Source organism: Halorussus halobius (genome assembly GCF_004765805.1).
GTDB lineage: Archaea > Halobacteriota > Halobacteria > Halobacteriales > Haladaptataceae > Halorussus > Halorussus halobius.
The window spans coordinates 64,236-80,103 of sequence record NZ_SBIU01000007.1; the positions used below are offsets into that span (position 1 = coordinate 64,236).

The following is a 15,868-nucleotide window of genomic DNA, read 5'->3' on the forward strand; positions in this document are numbered from 1 at the left end:
TGATATGTTTGAATTCGGATACGAGTCGTTGGAACAGTCAAACGGGTCGTCTAGGGCTTTCGCTATCGCGGGTCCATCCTGTACTGGATACCTCGACAGACACCTACCCGACTCCTGCCCCGCTACCTTTTCCCGCGTGCTCGCGCTCAGTCCTCGTATGAGTGATTCCGATACCGACCACCGTCTCGACGACATCGCGGTGCGAGACACTCGGATTTCGGACGCCATCGACGAGCCGATGCGGGCGATGGTCCTCGACATTCTGTCCGAGGAAGCCCTAACTGCGACCGAGGTCCACGAACGCCTCGACGATCGCGGCATCGACCGGACGGAGAACACGGTCCGCCATCACATCAACGAGCTCCGGGATGCGGGCCTCGTCGACGTCGTTCGCTTCGAGGAGGGGCGTGGTGGGACGACGAAGTACTACCACGCGAACACGATCGTCCTCTCGTACTCACTACCAGATTCGGCCGACGCCGCCGTCGAGGAGATGATCGACGCTGCCCAGCCCCAGATCACGGACGCGCTCACTACGCTCACCGACGAGTACGACGACGCTATTGAGGAGATCGTCGAGGATATGCAGCCCTGCGAGCACTGCCAGACCCAGAAGTACGAGACGTACGTTCTTCTGACCGTCCTGCGACGTGCGTTCGTTCGCGCCCACAGAAATTCCTGAGGGGGAACCACCCCTACGCTGGCAGGGTCTTAGAAGGAGAACCGATCACGCGCGGATTGCATCGCGAGGCGAGTCAGGAGTCGCGCAGGGCCACGCTTTGGGAGGTCCCGTACAGTCTCGATGCTGGTCGGCGGTTCACTACCACCAATGTCTAACTCCCAGCCTGTCTCGTCCATGAAGCGTTCGACAGCCTGATTTACTCGCTGTCGCACGTCGTCCGAGTCCATTGTCTCGGGCACACCATTCCGGAGGACGACGTCGCCGTCAACGATCACTGTCTCGACGTCGGCCGGGACCGCGTTGTTCACGACGTGTGCGGGAACGTTGGTCAGTGGCGTGAACTTCGGTTTGTCGACGTCGAGGAGGATAATATCCGCGCGCTTTCCCGCTTCGATACTGCCGATCTCGTCGCCCATCCCCAGCGCGCGTGCGCCCTCGATAGTGAGCATTCGTATCAGTTCCATCGAGTCGAACTGCCCGGCTGAACGCTTGAGATTTGCCGCCAGCCGAGCTTGCCGCGCTTCACCGAACATGCTGTACGAGTCGTGCCAGTAGTGGTCGTCAATCCCTACTCCGACGTCGACGCCGGCGGCTCGAAGCTCGGGAACGGGCGTCCACTGCGTCTCCCCGTCCGGATTCCAGTAACAGAAGACGGACGGGCAGTGCGCAACAGCCGCGTCCGCCTCGGCGGTTCGCTGGATGTCCTCTTCGTCGCCGAGGCGGAAGTGAGCAGCGACCAGTCGGTCGTCCAGGAGTCCAACGTCGTCGAGCAATCCTACCGAGTCCTCGCCACCGTTCGCTCGTGCCATCGTGTTACTCTCCTCGAGTTCGAGCAAGTGCGTGTGGACGAGCAGGTCCGGATACTCTGCGGCGAGGGATGCGGTCCGTTCCCACAGCTGCCGGGTACACGACCAGTCGTCGTGCGGGCAGATCGTCGCCCTGATTCGGCCGTCGTACGTGTCGTGGTACGTTTCGACGAACTCGCGAGCACGGGAGAACTGCTGATCGACTGGTTGGTCCCAGAAGAGGTCCGAGATCGCCGGGCCGAAAAATCCGCGGAGCCCTGCTTCCCCGAACGCCTCTGCACCTGCGGCAGGCCGTGCGTCCATCGAGTTCACGGTCGTGACACCGCCCAAGAGGAAATTGAGCGCTGCGAGCTCGACGCCTGCCTCGACGAGGTACTCGAATTCGCCGTTCCCTAATCTGTTAAACAAGGCCGTCCCACTCCCAAGCATCTCCGTCAGCTCGAGTTCGCTAAACGCACCGATGAGCGGTGTCATCTCCAAGTGCGTGTGGGCGTTCACCAACCCCGGCATCACCAGTTTCCCGTTCCCGTCGATAACGGTGGACGCTTCTAATTCTCCGTCTCCTGCACGTGATGGTCGGACTTCTTCGATACAGCCATCGGTGATGCATACTGTGCCGCGCTCGTACAGGCGGTTCCGCTCGTCGGCTGTGAGAACGAGTGCATCATGGATTGCCAGATCGACAGCCATCGTAAATTAGGAAGTGGATGTGACAGTTACCGTACTGGACAACCGAGCAGGCCGGCGAAGGCTGTTCTTCCAGGTGGTGTTCCCCTCATTTGGGATATCATCGGTCTCTACTGGTCCCATTAGCCTCTAATACGTCGGCGTGATTTAATCAGATTCCCCTTTTGAATCTGAAGTCGGATTCCGTGGAGCTTGTGGAGGTTTGCAATGTTTTCCCCTCTTCACGATAGATCATCTATGGCCGACGGTTACGATGCCATAGTACTGATACCCTCATAGGCAGTATATTCTAATCAAAACCGCAATAGATGATCCCTACAATGATACACCTATGCAGGCGACGATAATCGACGGAGTTCTTGAATCCCTTCGTATCGGTGTCGGATTTCTCTGGACGGCGGCGTGGGCGATCATCATGGGCCTCACGATTACGAGTCTCGTCCAGGTCTACGTCTCGAAGGAGCGGATGGCACAGGTGCTGGGTGAGGGCGATCTAACTGGACTTACCAAGGCGACTGTGTTCGGAGCAGCAAGCAGTGGCTGTAGTTTCGGCGCCGTCGCCATCGGGAAGGGCCTGTTCAAGAAGGGGGCGCACGCGGTGAACTTCCTCGCGTTCATGTTCGCGTCGACGAACCTCATCGTCGAACTAGGGCTGATGATTCTCATCCTGCTTGGCTGGGAGTTCCTCGTCGCGGAACTGCTCGGCGGCCTGATTCTCATCGCCGTCATGGCCGCCATCGTCCACCTCACGCTTCCCGAAAACCTGTTTAACGAAGTCCGCGAGAAGCTCAACGAGCGCGACCGCCAGGCGGGCGTCACGGAAGATCCCACCTGCGGGATGGAGGGGAAAGACGAGTACACGCTCACGACCGACGGCGGTGAGACGCTCAAATTCTGCTCGGAGGGCTGTATGGAGACCTATCGCCAGGAGACGTCGAGTAGCGGCGGGTGGCGTGACGAGTTGCTGTCGTGGGGTGGCTGGTACAAGGTCGGGAATCAGTACCGCAAGGAGTGGTCGATGATCTGGAAAGACATCGTCGCCGGCTTCCTTATTTCTGGGTTCGTCATCGTCTTCGTCCCGCAGTGGGTGTGGAACACGCTGTTCATTCAGGGCGACGGCCTGCTCGTGACTGCCGAGAACGCCGTCATGGGCGTCATCATCGCCGTCCTCAGTTTCGTCGGCAGTATGGGCAACGTCCCGTTCGCCGTCGCGCTCTGGGGTGGTGGCGTCAGCTTCGCCGGGATCATCGCGTTCGTCTACGCCGACCTCATCACCGTGCCCGTCCTGAACGTCTACCGGAAGTACTACGGCTGGAAGGTGATGCTGTACATCCTCGGCGTCTTCTTCGTCACGATGGCGTTCACCGGCTTCCTCATGGAGCTGCTGTTCGACGCGCTGGGTATCGTTCCAGATCTGGCGGGCGGCGAGACGGCGACTGAACAGACGTACTTCGAGCTCAACTACACGTTCTACCTCAATATTATCGCCTTTGCGCTCTCCGGGTTCCTTCTGTATGTCTACCGGCGGGGACTCGGCGCACCAGGTCAGTATCGAGATCCGGTGTGCGGGATGCGAACCGACGATGAGGGCCCGAGTGCGTCCCACGATGGGACGACGTACTATTTTTGCTCAAAGAAATGCAAGCGTACGTTCGAAGAAGAACCAACGGAATTTACTAATCAAAGCCCGCAAATATCGAGCCACGATCACGATCATGACCACTGATGATCGCACTGTGGTTCATCCGCTGTGATGGGGTTCATCATCACAGTTTCAATCCGCAATTGTCACACCTACTGCGCTCAAATAGACGGTATGAATAGTCAAATCCCGCAACTCGGGGCTGTCATATGAATCGCCGTCGAGCAGATACTGTCGTCGGTGTGCTTCTCGGGTTCGTTCTCCTGGCCGGCGGGGTACTCAGTTGGCGGGCCTATCAACAGCGTCGGGCTATCGAGCAATCGATGGGGTCAATGATGGGTTCATCTATGGGAACGATGCACGGCCCAGACCCCCTCTGGTACGTGGTTGGAACCCTGCTGGTTGCTGGCGTTATCGGTGGCGTCTATTACGTGGTCCGGGGAGAACTCACCGATCCAGAAGTGGCCGACACAACGGTGCCTGTCGATCCTGCACAGACATCGGCGGCAACAGCTACGTCGATGGATGATGACGCTGCACCGGCGACGTCTATCAATCCTGAATCGGACCCCCAAGCACGCGTTCTCGATCTCTTACCGGATGATGAACGACGCGTCCTCGAACCCGTCCTGAACTCCCCCGGAATCACGCAGATTGAACTTCGGGATCGATCTGAGTTCTCGAAGAGTAAAGTAAGCCAGACCGTGAGTTCACTCGAGGAGCGAGGTCTGCTGTATCGGGAACGACAGGGTCGGACCTATCGTGTGTATCCGAGTGATGACCTTCGGCAGCAACAACCGGGAAAATAGTCGCTATCTATCGGGCGCTCTCCCTCTCGAATTCCGTAGGTATGAACGGTCTCCCTCGAGCAAAACGGTTAGAAGATGTTATAGACGTTCTCGAACGTTCTCCTGTATGGATTCACACCCATGTCGATAACTCCCGAGCAGGCCTACGAGTAACCGAGGAGAGAGACAATGACCAACTTCAAACTCGGCCGGTGGCTGCTCGTGGCGCTCGCGATTGTCGGACTCGCGTTCGCCGCACCGGCAGTCAGCGCACACGACAACGCAACGACCGCTGACGACGCGCCTACGGACAATGCCACCGCAGATGAATGGGCCACTTGGATGGAGGCACAGATGACCGAACACATGGGCCCGGGTAGCGTCGAGTGGATGGAGTCGCACATGGGTGTGACCGTCGACGAGATGGCCCAGGACATGGCTGACGGGGAATACCACGACGGGGCTGACGACGGCTACAACGGCGGGATGTACGGGCAGGGCCACTGCTGACGGCTCTGGCCGTTTCGATCGCTCCAATCGAACACCACAACTCACCAACGCAAGATAATGACGCAACTCACCACTCACATCGGACGCACTGCTCGGCGACTCGCGATCCTCGCCGTCCCGCTGCTAGTTGCGGCGACTGGACCGGCTGTTGCCCACGGTAGTGGGAGCTACGGCGGCGGCATGATGGGGGGCGGCTGGGGCCTCTTCGGTGGAGCGATGGGGCTCTGGGGGTTCCTCTGGATGGGGCTCCTCATCGCCGTTCCGCTCTACATTGTCTATGCGCTCCTCAATCGAGGCTCCGGTGGGAACGAAGAGCAGTCGCTGTCGGTTCTCCGTGAGCGCTACGCCCGCGGAGAGCTCTCGGATGACGAATTCGATCGGCGGCGAGAACAGCTCGAACGCACCGGATGACTGGAGCAGCTGCTGTTCCAGCCGATACATCATATTCCCAACGGCCGCCGTTGCGGCACCCAACCGTTAACCCCGTAGACGGGGTATGATACTTCATGGAATACACAATACAGACTTCAGTCACCGGTGAGTTCGACGACGTCGTCGACACGACGATTGCGGCGCTCAAAGACGAAGGATTCGGCGTCCTCTGTGACATCGACGTCCAAGCGACGCTCGAGGAGAAACTCGGCGAGGAGTTTCGACAGTACTGCATCCTCGGTGCGTGCAACCCGGGGCTGGCACACGAGGGCCTGAACGAAGAGATCGAACTCGGCGCACTCCTCCCGTGTAACGTCATTGTCTACGAAACCGACGGCGGCGAGGTCATGGTGAGTGCCGTCGACCCACAACAGCTCGTCGGCATCGCCGACAACGAGGCACTCGACTCGATCGCGAACGAGGTCCACGACCGGTTCGAACGCGTTCTCGCCAGCGTCGCGGACGAACTCGAATCATCGACCGAGATCTGAACCATGACATCATCAAACCAACTCGACACCACAACCATCGTCCTCCTCATCCTCGGGGCGATCATCGTCCTCCCCTTGCTCACGATGGGGATGGGATTCGGCGGGATGATGGGATACGGTGGAATGATGGGTGGATACGGGACGACCAGCGGCTGGTGGCCACTCGTCGGGATGCTCGTCCAGCTGGTCTTCCTCCTCCTCCTGCTCGGTGGCGGATATCTCGTCTTCCGTCGCGTGACGGCATCGCAGTCGTCGCGGAATCCCGCAATGGAGGAGCTGCGTATGGCATACGCCCGCGGAGATCTCACCGAGGAAGAGTTCGAGGCGCGTCGGAACAAGCTCGAACGCTCGGAGTGACGGTCCGACCACCAACCTCCGGCGTTACTCACGTCCGGCCCCTTGGAATCCGAAATCTGTGACCCTCACAGCTTTCGGATGTGAATAGAAGTGTGCTAAAAGCATAAGACCATACTAGCTACTATGACGGAAGTTATCCTGTTCACACAGGAGACTTGTGGAGCGTGCGCAACGCAGCGAGAGAAAAACGAGGGTATCGAAGATGCGTATCCGGATGTCGAGTTCCGGGAGGTCGACATCCAGACCGATCTGGAGACGGCCGAGGAGTACGGTGTCCGAAAGACGCCAACGACGCTCGTGTATGCAAACGGGGAACAGACGGCCGAGTTCATCGGCATCGTCGACCGGGACGAATTGGAGGCTGCCATCGAGAGCGCCGGCCAGCAATCGCCCGGACTCACGAACCGGCTCGCCAGCATCATCCGTGGATAACAGAAGCCAACCAGCTACAATGACAGACTACAGTAGACGCCAGTTCCTGGGAGCGCTCGGTGCTGGCACAGTCGCGAGTGCGGGATTCACCCAACCAGTCGCCGCACAGGAGACGCCCGTCGTGAAGATGGGCAACAACTACTTCGACCCGATCGGGCTCCACGTCGAACCTGGCACGACCGTCCGCTTCGAGATAGCAGCCGGAGCTCACTCGGCGACGGCCTATCCGGACCGCGTTCCCGCCGACGCCACCGCCTTCGACAGCGGGACCATCTCGCAGGGGAGCTTCGAGCACACGTTCGAGGTGCCCGGAACGTACGACTACTACTGCATCCCTCACAAGACGGTCGGCATGGTCGGTCGCATCGTCGTTGGTAGCCCTGGCGGTCCAGCTGAAGACAGCCCGATCCCGGACGGCGAGGTCCCAGACAGCGAAACGATCGTCCAGAACGGCGCCGTTGCCGTCGGCTCGGACGTCGACGGCAGTGGGAGTACCGATGGCGGAATGATGGGTCCAGGGATGATGCACGGCCGGAACGGTGGATGGTTCGGTGGGCTGCCGTTCGTCGGCGGGGCACTCGGGATGCTGGGGCTGGTCGGCGGCTTCCTCTACTGGGCAATGGGTCGAGGCGATGCACCTCCAGAGAGTGACGATTCCGCTATGGAAACCCTCCAACGTCGTTACGCACGAGGCGAGATCGACGAAGAAGAGTTCCAGAAGCGTCGTGAACGGTTGGAGACTGGGAGTGAAGATCCATCTCGGTAAGGCGCGGTGTCGTCGCCATTTCTACACGCCCGAGGTCCCTCGCTCAGGAGTCCTTCGAAGACCTGTTCCTACGCCGCGGCACTTCTCCGCGGAACGTAAGCCGCACTCATCGGTGCCCAGAGAACGAGGGACACAGCAGCAACCAGAGTCCACCGAACCGTTTGCCCGATCAGACGGTCGTAGTGAAATCCGAGTCAAACTATCCAATTGAGCGAAGCTGGATATAGTGCTGTTTGGGTCTTCTCCCCTACAGTTACCGGAGTAAGTAGTCTACTGGCCTGATCTTACTTCTCCTGTGTAATTCGGTAGTAGACGCCGATTGTGAGGACAGCTACGAGGAGGAGGTATCCAGTAGCCCACACCAATGAGAGAGTCGTATCTACGTCCGTTGTGAGTCCGGTATCGACCATCACACGGACGGGCCAATAGCCGGGGAGTAGTTTCATCCACCATTCGGGCTCGGACTGGATGAACAGCGGATCCTGGAAGAGTCCGATATCGAGCATCGGGAGAATCAGCATTAGCCACATCCCGGCTAGGCGGTCGAAAACGGCCCCGACGAGCATCCCGATGAGACCATACGTGACCGAGACGACGAGCATCGCTGCGACGAACCACCAGAGATGCTCAGGCTGGAAATCGACGAGCATCACGCCGACTGAGACGCCGGTAACGATGAGAGTGATTGCTGCGAGGACCCCAAACCGGGCAGTGATTACCTGTCGTGCACGATAGCCGGCGACTGCCAGACGACCGTCTGTGTCTTTGGCTTCTCGCATCAGGAACAACCCGGCGAGTCCCGCGATGAGGGCGCTCGTAATCGGCGTCATAATCACGCCGTGGACCTCAGGCATCCCTCGCATGACCGTCACCGTCTCACCGTCGACGAGCGTCCGAACCGGCATCTCGACGTCCTGGGTGACTGCGAACGCCAACGTGATGAACGAGACCGGTAGGACGACCAGTAGAGCGACGAGGACGTAGTTTCGCGCCTGTTCTTTGATGCCGATTGTGAACGCCGTTGTCGTACGACTCATGCGGACCACCCACCACTGGTGCGCATCGTCACTCCGAACACTGCGGTGACGAGTACAAGCAGGACTAGCAGGTATCCGGCGACGAAGCCGAGATCACCCGTCGTATATGTGCCTTGGAACATCGCCTCCTGAAGGAGTTCCTTTGGATGATAGAGCGGGAAGTATTCCACGAACTCGGGAACGTCGGCGGCCAGCGGACTGTCGCCACTGAGGAACGCATCCATCATTGCAAGGAACACCACGACGAGCGAGCCTTCGAACAGTCGTGGAAGGAGCGCCCCGACGAGTGCGCCAAGAAACGCATAGACGAGGCCGGCAAGTACGAGGAATACGAACGTCAGGACAGGGGCTCCCGGTGAAATCGTCAGCCAGAGAACGCCGTAGTTTACGGCAGCCACGACAACGGTCACTCCTCCGAGCGCCGCTAATCGAGTCGCAAGCAGTGTTCGGGGTGGATAGCCTGTCTGAACGAGTCGCCGATCGGCTGCACGCGCACTAATCATCTGCGCGAGTCCCATCAGGCCGGCAATGATGGCGACCCCGAATATCGCTCCGAGAAGGCGACCTAGCTCGATCGGAATCGCCTCGACCGTCGGCATACTTGGTAACCCAGCCATTGCTTGTCCCCAGCCTTCGATAACGACAATCGGAAGGAGAAGTGCTAGGACAACATTCAGGGGGGTTCTGAGGAAGGTGGAGACGTTCGCCCGAATCCCCGTCCAAACCCTATTCATCGGTCTCTTCCCCCCGTTCACTGGCCGTTGCATCAGTCTCGCCTTCCTGGTCAGTCACGTCGTAGACCTGTCCGTCACGAACCTCATAGATGCGGTCGAGACGACTTTGCTCTTCGATCAGGTGTGAAATCATCGTGACAGCTGTTCCGTCGGCAGCGAGTTCCTCGGCGAGATCCCAGAACGTGAGATACGTTTCCCAGTCGAATCCAGTGTAGGGCTCGTCCAGCATGAGGACGTCCGGATCGTGCATCAGGGCGATACTGAGATTGATTTTCTGCCGGTTTCCACCACTGAGTTGGTCGATTCGGTAGTCAAGGTACTGCTCGAAATCGAGTTTCGACGCCAAGCGGTGTTTGGCCTCGTCGATTTCTTCGGCGGTCATTCCGTATCCGGAACCGAACAGTCGGAACGTCTCTCCGACCGTCAAGCGGTCGTAAAGCAGTGGTTCCTGTGGACACCAGCCAACGGTTCCCGTCCGTTCGACTGTTCCGGAATCCTGTTCGAGGACACCGACGAGGATGTTCATGAGCGTGGATTTGCCCGACCCGTTCGCGCCGACGATCCCGACGATTTCCCCCGTCCGAATTTCGAGATCGGCATCGGTGAGGACGGTCACTGACCGCGTAAATGGAAAACTCGATCCGTACGTTTTTTCAATCTCATTAGCACGGACGAGTACCTTGTTGCTTGTAGCTTCTCCTTTGGTGGTTGTGGACGCTTCCATAGGTGTATACACACGCTTCTAATTCACTGCGATTACTGTTTCAAATCAAAACTATTTGCAGCAAACTCGTAAGCAATCAGGAATTGAGTATACAGCTAATGCTAGACTCTAAGCATCAGATTTCTCTTGACTTTCTGTATACTGTTCCCTATACGTTGTTTCACAGTTCTCACTGCAAAACTGCTGGAGTGAACCACCGACACGGGTGGCTAGTCCGTCTTCACCGACAGTGGTTCCGCAATTTGCACATTTGAGTGCGGATTCAGTCCCCTCGGCATACGCTGATTGAGCAGCGTTCGACAGCAGTTGTACGTCGTATCGCCGCACGTCAGTCAGTGGTAGATATTGCTGCGCCCAGTTTCCGACTGTATTCCGCGGCGGCGTCGCAACAGCTACGATTTCGCCCTCCGCAGTTGTGAATACGTGTTCTACGGCTGGGGTCTCGAGGATCGATTCTCGAAGAGAATCCGTCTTTCCGAGCTCAGGCTGGAGGCGTACCATGACGTGTATCCGGTTTTCGTACTGTGTGAGGTCGAGATCAACGGTGAATCGACGAATGACATCTTCTTGCTCCAACTGACGGACGCGTGCTGAAACGGACGGGGGTGAAAGATTTACAGCCTCAGCAATAGTGCTGTAGGGTCGTCTCGCGTTCTCCGCTAAAAGACGGAGGATTTCGCGATCCGTGTCGTCAAGTTCTGGTTGGGTCATCGAAAGGCGGAATGGGGGTGGGTGTGGGGGAGCTACGACGCAGGTGTGGGGTGTGACGGTTAGACGTACTCCTCCGGTGTCGAGGTGAACGTCTCCTTGCAGCCCTCGGCACAGAAGTAGTACGTCTGACCGTCGTACTCAGCTGTGGCCGCCGGATCACTTTCATCGACGTCCATTCCACAGACTGGATCAGTTGCCATTCGGTTTCACCCCACATCAATGGTACGAGGGCCTGAATCAAGCAATTTGTTCTTAGCAATCCAAAGTCGGGATACATAGCGATTTGAGCCGTGCTGCACGGTTTGGCTTTTCTGACTCCACAATCAACGGTTAGTACCTCACAATCCCGAACTATCGTTCGAGTATACCAACGGATTCCTATCTGTGTCCTATATAAATACTGGAGTCTGAACCAATTCTAAACCTATGGGTCACGATCCACCACACGACAATCACGAGCAGTGAAGACCCCACAGGTCCATCCAAATTCGTGGATGCTCAAGCGTCGACGTGACGATCCGATTCTTTCTTGCGCCGTGCAAGTAGCAGTCAAGTAGTCTCTAGTTCCGCAACGAAGATAACGTGTCGCAGGAACGGCAGCGCGTGGTGAGCCTTCCGTACCTGCTCAGTAATCGCTGGGGGATCGAGATCATACGCTCCTAACAGTCGTTCAATGAGAGCCCGGAGCGGGCTCGTGAGTAGCTGGAGGTACAGCGTCGTCCACTTTCGGAAGCGTCCGACGCTGTGTTTCGTGATATCTTCGACCGCTTTGAGCTCAAAGCTCGTCTCGTCGAGAGCAGCTTTGTATCCTTCAACAGTACCCAAGGACGGCATATCCCACGCATCCGCAAATGAATCGACCAATCTCCGTTCCGTTTCAGTCACGTCTGACTGCATCACGAGATCGGAGACTACGAGAACCCCCTCGGGTTCGAGGGTATCTGCGACTGTAGCGAAAACGCGATTCCGCTCGGGGAGGTATACGAGTGCGTCGATGGCTGTACACGCGGTAAACGAGTCCCTGGTAAACGGGAGTTGTGTCGCGTCACCGATGATGAACTCGGAATCGAGGTGCTTACCCCGTGCGTTCTCGGTTGCCATCTGGATGTTGTACGGAACGAGGTCGACACCAGTGACGTTGAAGCCGAACTGATAGGCGAGGTGGAGGGCTGGACCCCCCCGACCGCAGCCGACATCGAGGAGGCGCACTCCGTCGGTTGTGGGTAGATGCGACGCGACCCTTGAGCCGACTTCCGTGACGAGGCGACGTTGACTCGAACCGGCTATATGTGGCTGGTACCACTCCGAGTAGCCGAGATTGAGGAACTCGTCAGTATCGAACAGGAGGTCGAACGCCCGCCAGATATCGGCTCGCTCGCCGCGGTAAGAAAACTGGTCGGTGATTCGGTGGCGGAGAGTACTCTGATCCATCGGCCACCTACTCGAGTTCGGAAACCTCCGAATAGCAGTACTCGGATTCGTCGCAGTACGCGAGGTCGGCACACCCGCGAGGACGCTGGTAGTCGATTCCCTTGTGCCGTCGGAGATACGTCACGTATCCGTCGTCGACGCGGTCCAGGATGTCGTGACAGATCCACTTCTCCCTAACCCACGTAGTGCCCAGATTTCGGTACGGACACAGGAAGATCGTCCGTTCGACCGAATCAACCTGTGGCGTCTCGACGATCCGGACACCGACAAGGCGATAGGCGATGCGAAGACGGGTAACGACCGATTCTGGCGTATTCGCGCCGAGGAAAAGGACGTATGCAAGCACGTATCCGAGATCGTGGAGGAGTCGTCGAATCATTGTTTAGGGTGTCGACTGCCGTCCCAAAGTATCTTGACCAGGTGTTTTCTGTTCAGATTTCGGTGTACACGTCACCTGTCTTTCCGCCGCCGAGTTTGTAGACGGTGAATGTGTCGGACTTCGTCCCGCCCATCCCCGGCGATCCAGCCGGCATCCCGGGCAACGCGATGCCGTCAATCGCCGGCTCTTCCTCGAGCATCGTCGCGATAACCTCGGCAGGAACATGTCCTTCGACGACGTACTCGTCGAGGACGAGTGTGTGACAGCTCTGTAGATCCGATGGAATACCGTGTTGGCGCTTGAGATCCGTCACGTCCTCGGTTTCGGTTTCCCCGAGCGTCGTGTCGAGCTGTTCCCGCAGGTACGACGCATATTTTCCACAACAGCTACAGCCTGGTGAACTGTATTGTTGGGCGTTCGTCACCGCTAGCGTTCCCTCGATATCCCACTCATCCCCACTCGATGACCCCAAACAACCGGCGGTTCCGAGTGCGACTGTCGTCGCACCGACCCGTAGTAGTTCGCGACGAGTTACGGCCCGTTCCATATGCTCGTCACTTGGCTCGGAAGTATTCAATTGTACGTCGACCTTTCCTGTGTATTGAGAACGGATTCAAGCACGACGGGGAAGGTGACTTTCAGTTCTGAGGAGGAAACCCCAAAGGTCAGAGTCCCGTATTCGTCTCTATGTGGCGACCCTCATCGGTCGAGGGTGCTGCCGTGACGGTTTTCCGTCAACGAGCATATCGGCCTTAAATTGCGCCCAACATGACCCAGAGCATGACTCGTCGCACCGACTCCGACACTTCACTCCTCGAAACTGTGGGAAATACGCTCTCGTCGAACTGATGCGACTCCAAACGACGTCTCCACTCTTTTCGAAATAGACGTGCTATAGCGAGTTACTTGCGATAAAAGCCTCAAGTCACCACCCCAGAGACTGTTCTCCCGGTTTCGATTCTTAACAGAAAGCACGGTAAATCGTCGTTACGTATAGATATGTATGAACTCCCCCAGCCATCTAGAAGTTCGAGAAGGTGCGGACATCAACCTGTACAACCAGATCCTCATTCCACTCTACGGAGCTGATATAAGGGACTCAGTGGTCCAATATGGCCTATCACTTGCAGAAACGTATGATGCGGCTCTCCACGTGTTATATATTCAAGATGAGGAACGCACGGAGGTGGAATCCGATCAAGTCACTAAACAAGAGGAATGGGACGCAGCAGCGGTAATTGAACCCGTGGTGGATCAGGCCCACTCGCTCGGACTCAATGTGATACCAGCAGTGGATAGTGGGCACTCTCCAGGTGTTATTCGGGAATACGCTGAGGAGAATGATATCGATTTGCTTGTCCACCAGAAACCTACACAGACTAGATTAGCACGAATTCTCCGGAGAGACGTCTCCAGCCACATCATTCAAAATATCTCTCTTCCTGTCTTGACGATACCTGATATGGATCCCTCTGATCCGGTAGGAGAGTTATCTACTAGTCAGTTCACAGATATTCTCGTGCCTACGGATGGATACGACGAGGCATCTGTGGCCTTCAAACATGGGCTACAAATTGCTAAACGGTATGATGCAACCCTACATGGACTTTTTATCATTTCCGAACAGTCCTATTCGAGTCGGCCTGGATTCACGTGGGAAGAGGTCACTGACTCTTGGGAACAGCGGGGAACTCGGCTCTTGGAGGACATTACGGAGAAGGCAGCGACCTTGGACGTTCCTGTCCGAACTACGTTGAGCTTTGGTCAACCTCAGCAGGAGATTCTCAAATACACTGAGGTGACTGACATCGACCTTGTTACAATGGGGACACGAGGATTGACTGGCATTCGTCGGCTATTACAGGGAAGCGTCGCAGCTCAAGTGATCGAGGAAGCAGATTACCCCGTTCTAACGATTAACCGAAGGACAGCTGAATTGAAAAAACACCCGTACACCTTTCTTCGAAAGACAAACCAGAATCGGAAGTCAAGGCTATATTGAAATATTATTTGTAATATACTAATTTCAGTCTTAAATTCGGAAATTCTAATTGCGTATTAATCCCCGTTTCTTCTACCAAACCAAAGAGTGTTAAGTTCGTTCTGCTGAATAAAGCGCGCGTACTGACCAGAAGGAAAACCAAGAAACGACAGGGCTACTCCTAAAAATCGTGTTTGTCTTCACGTTTAGGTGCATCAGATGGACGTTAGTGCGAGCAACGCGAAAAGTTAACTGGCAAATGGCTCCACGGACTGAGTTGTTGAACTAGTCGTCCATGCCGGATGGGGTTTGGCCCGTAGTCGATCCCGACGGTGCCGACCCTGCGGCAAACTTGTAAACGGCGACGAGTCCCCAAATCACCAAGCCGAGCAGGATGATGCCCGCCCTAATGTCGATGGGGACCACTGCAGCGTGTTCGATTGCTCCCTCGCTATCGACTGGGTGCCCGGCTCCCAGTAGCATGTCGAGCAGGCCGATCACGACGACGCCCAAGACAACCAGGCCACCGCCGACGTACATGGCGATTTGGTCTGCCGTTGATAAGTCACTCATTGGTAGTCACCCGAGGAGTTTCCGTAATCGCGTGTTCTCGAACAGTTCCATCTCACGCAGGCGGTTATCGACTGCCAGGACGCCGCCCGCTCCAAGTGCCACAATGGTTCCGAAGACCATGATCCCAAGGAGTTCACCCGTGACCATACCGTTGGCCCAGCCGCCACCGTAGCCGTTGATGAAGTAGAAGAACAGCATCATGAAGGCACCAAAGAAGGCGGCGGTCCTCGTGAGGACACCGAGTATCAGCCCGAGACCGATGGCGGTTTGCCCAAGCGGTACCGCCACGTTGACGAACGCCAACAGGATGCCGTCGCTGAACGGCGTGACGAAGGGGGCGAGAATCGTGCCCTGAGCGGCTCCGCCGACGAACCAGCTGGCGTCGAAGGGCCACGCCCAGATTTTGTCAAGGCCAGCGTGGAGCATCCACCACCCGGCGGTCAGCCGGAGCAGCAGGATCCAATACGACAACCAGGCTCCCGAGACCGAGAACGACGTCTCGGTTCCGAGAAAATTCGTACGGATGGATTGAGTTGACATGGCATACTTCACCTCACGGCTGATTTTGTCAGATGTAGTAAAAAAGATTGATGGTGTTCGTGATTTCTAAGAGTCGGGGCTCATTTCAGGAACGCGGATATCCGAGGTGAGTTGGATGATTCTCAAGAAGGAATTCGGTCACCCTCTACGGACTGATTGTGTGCT

The 15,868-nt window shown here is 57.0% G+C and carries 21 protein-coding genes; 10 read left to right on the top strand and 11 right to left on the bottom strand.

Annotated elements, in window-relative coordinates:
- Positions 1-157 precede the first annotated feature (157 nt).
- Complete coding sequence (locus tag EPL03_RS17635) at positions 158-682, top strand: ArsR/SmtB family transcription factor (RefSeq protein ID WP_004048660.1); 525 nt, start codon at positions 158-160, stop codon at positions 680-682.
- 29 nt (positions 683-711) lie between these two features.
- Here EPL03_RS17635 and EPL03_RS17640 read toward each other — a convergent pair whose 3' ends face one another.
- A complete protein-coding gene (locus EPL03_RS17640; protein WP_011222406.1) occupies positions 712-2,178 on the bottom strand; it encodes an amidohydrolase family protein in 1,467 nt (488 codons plus the stop codon).
- A 328-nt stretch (positions 2,179-2,506) separates the two neighbouring features.
- On the opposite strand from EPL03_RS17640, the gene EPL03_RS17645 reads away from it, so the two are divergent.
- From EPL03_RS17645 to EPL03_RS17680, 8 genes are all read left to right on the top strand, one after another.
- Positions 2,507-3,901 carry a permease gene (locus EPL03_RS17645; RefSeq protein ID WP_004594620.1) on the top strand — a complete coding sequence of 465 codons (1,395 nt, stop codon included), beginning with the start codon at positions 2,507-2,509 and terminating at the stop codon, positions 3,899-3,901.
- A gap of 125 nt (positions 3,902-4,026) precedes the next feature.
- Positions 4,027-4,626, top strand: coding sequence for a helix-turn-helix transcriptional regulator (locus tag EPL03_RS17650; protein WP_135806939.1), 600 nt, complete (start codon positions 4,027-4,029; stop codon positions 4,624-4,626).
- Positions 4,627-4,794: 168 nt separating this feature from the next.
- The gene (locus EPL03_RS17655; protein WP_004594618.1) at positions 4,795-5,115 is read left to right on the top strand and encodes a hypothetical protein; all 321 of its coding nucleotides are present in this window, start codon (positions 4,795-4,797) and stop codon (positions 5,113-5,115) included.
- 57 nt (positions 5,116-5,172) lie between these two features.
- On the top strand, positions 5,173-5,526 hold the full coding sequence (locus tag EPL03_RS17660; RefSeq protein WP_004594617.1) for an SHOCT domain-containing protein: 354 nt from the start codon (positions 5,173-5,175) through the stop codon (positions 5,524-5,526).
- Between the two features lie 95 nt (positions 5,527-5,621).
- Positions 5,622-6,038, top strand: coding sequence for a DUF302 domain-containing protein (locus EPL03_RS17665; RefSeq protein WP_004594616.1), 417 nt, complete (start codon positions 5,622-5,624; stop codon positions 6,036-6,038).
- A 3-nt stretch (positions 6,039-6,041) separates the two neighbouring features.
- A complete protein-coding gene (locus EPL03_RS17670; protein ID WP_004594615.1) occupies positions 6,042-6,395 on the top strand; it encodes an SHOCT domain-containing protein in 354 nt (117 codons plus the stop codon).
- A gap of 123 nt (positions 6,396-6,518) precedes the next feature.
- On the top strand, positions 6,519-6,827 hold the full coding sequence (locus EPL03_RS17675; protein ID WP_004594614.1) for a thioredoxin family protein: 309 nt from the start codon (positions 6,519-6,521) through the stop codon (positions 6,825-6,827).
- Positions 6,828-6,846: 19 nt separating this feature from the next.
- Positions 6,847-7,593 carry a plastocyanin/azurin family copper-binding protein gene (locus tag EPL03_RS17680; protein ID WP_004594613.1) on the top strand — a complete coding sequence of 249 codons (747 nt, stop codon included), beginning with the start codon at positions 6,847-6,849 and terminating at the stop codon, positions 7,591-7,593.
- Positions 7,594-7,877: 284 nt separating this feature from the next.
- Here EPL03_RS17680 and EPL03_RS17685 read toward each other — a convergent pair whose 3' ends face one another.
- From EPL03_RS17685 to EPL03_RS17720, 8 genes are all read right to left on the bottom strand, one after another.
- Complete coding sequence (locus EPL03_RS17685; RefSeq protein WP_004594612.1) at positions 7,878-8,630, bottom strand: ABC transporter permease; 753 nt, start codon at positions 8,628-8,630, stop codon at positions 7,878-7,880.
- Complete coding sequence (locus EPL03_RS17690) at positions 8,627-9,229, bottom strand: ABC transporter permease (protein ID WP_004594611.1); 603 nt, start codon at positions 9,227-9,229, stop codon at positions 8,627-8,629. The genes EPL03_RS17685 and EPL03_RS17690 overlap by 4 nt, the downstream gene beginning before the upstream one ends.
- 127 nt (positions 9,230-9,356) lie before the next feature.
- Complete coding sequence (locus tag EPL03_RS17695; protein WP_004594610.1) at positions 9,357-9,980, bottom strand: ABC transporter ATP-binding protein; 624 nt, start codon at positions 9,978-9,980, stop codon at positions 9,357-9,359.
- A gap of 216 nt (positions 9,981-10,196) precedes the next feature.
- A complete protein-coding gene (locus EPL03_RS17700; RefSeq protein WP_004594609.1) occupies positions 10,197-10,799 on the bottom strand; it encodes an AsnC family transcriptional regulator in 603 nt (200 codons plus the stop codon).
- Between the two features lie 59 nt (positions 10,800-10,858).
- Positions 10,859-10,999: a YHS domain-containing protein gene (locus tag EPL03_RS17705; protein WP_011222411.1), complete on the bottom strand. Its 141-nt coding sequence runs from the start codon at positions 10,997-10,999 to the stop codon at positions 10,859-10,861.
- A 349-nt stretch (positions 11,000-11,348) separates the two neighbouring features.
- On the bottom strand, positions 11,349-12,230 hold the full coding sequence (locus tag EPL03_RS17710) for a class I SAM-dependent methyltransferase (protein WP_004594607.1): 882 nt from the start codon (positions 12,228-12,230) through the stop codon (positions 11,349-11,351).
- 7 nt (positions 12,231-12,237) lie between these two features.
- The gene (locus EPL03_RS17715; RefSeq protein ID WP_004594606.1) at positions 12,238-12,609 is read right to left on the bottom strand and encodes a hypothetical protein; all 372 of its coding nucleotides are present in this window, start codon (positions 12,607-12,609) and stop codon (positions 12,238-12,240) included.
- Positions 12,610-12,661: 52 nt separating this feature from the next.
- Complete coding sequence (locus tag EPL03_RS17720; RefSeq protein WP_229772983.1) at positions 12,662-13,033, bottom strand: DUF411 domain-containing protein; 372 nt, start codon at positions 13,031-13,033, stop codon at positions 12,662-12,664.
- Positions 13,034-13,612: 579 nt separating this feature from the next.
- On the opposite strand from EPL03_RS17720, the gene EPL03_RS17725 reads away from it, so the two are divergent.
- A complete protein-coding gene (locus EPL03_RS17725) occupies positions 13,613-14,611 on the top strand; it encodes a universal stress protein (RefSeq protein WP_004594604.1) in 999 nt (332 codons plus the stop codon).
- A 264-nt stretch (positions 14,612-14,875) separates the two neighbouring features.
- Here EPL03_RS17725 and EPL03_RS17730 read toward each other — a convergent pair whose 3' ends face one another.
- Together EPL03_RS17730 and EPL03_RS17735 are read right to left on the bottom strand one after the other, a co-directional pair.
- The gene (locus EPL03_RS17730) at positions 14,876-15,163 is read right to left on the bottom strand and encodes a hypothetical protein (protein ID WP_004594603.1); all 288 of its coding nucleotides are present in this window, start codon (positions 15,161-15,163) and stop codon (positions 14,876-14,878) included.
- Between the two features lie 6 nt (positions 15,164-15,169).
- Positions 15,170-15,715, bottom strand: coding sequence for a DoxX family protein (locus EPL03_RS17735; RefSeq protein WP_229772977.1), 546 nt, complete (start codon positions 15,713-15,715; stop codon positions 15,170-15,172).
- Positions 15,716-15,868: the final 153 nt, after the last annotated feature.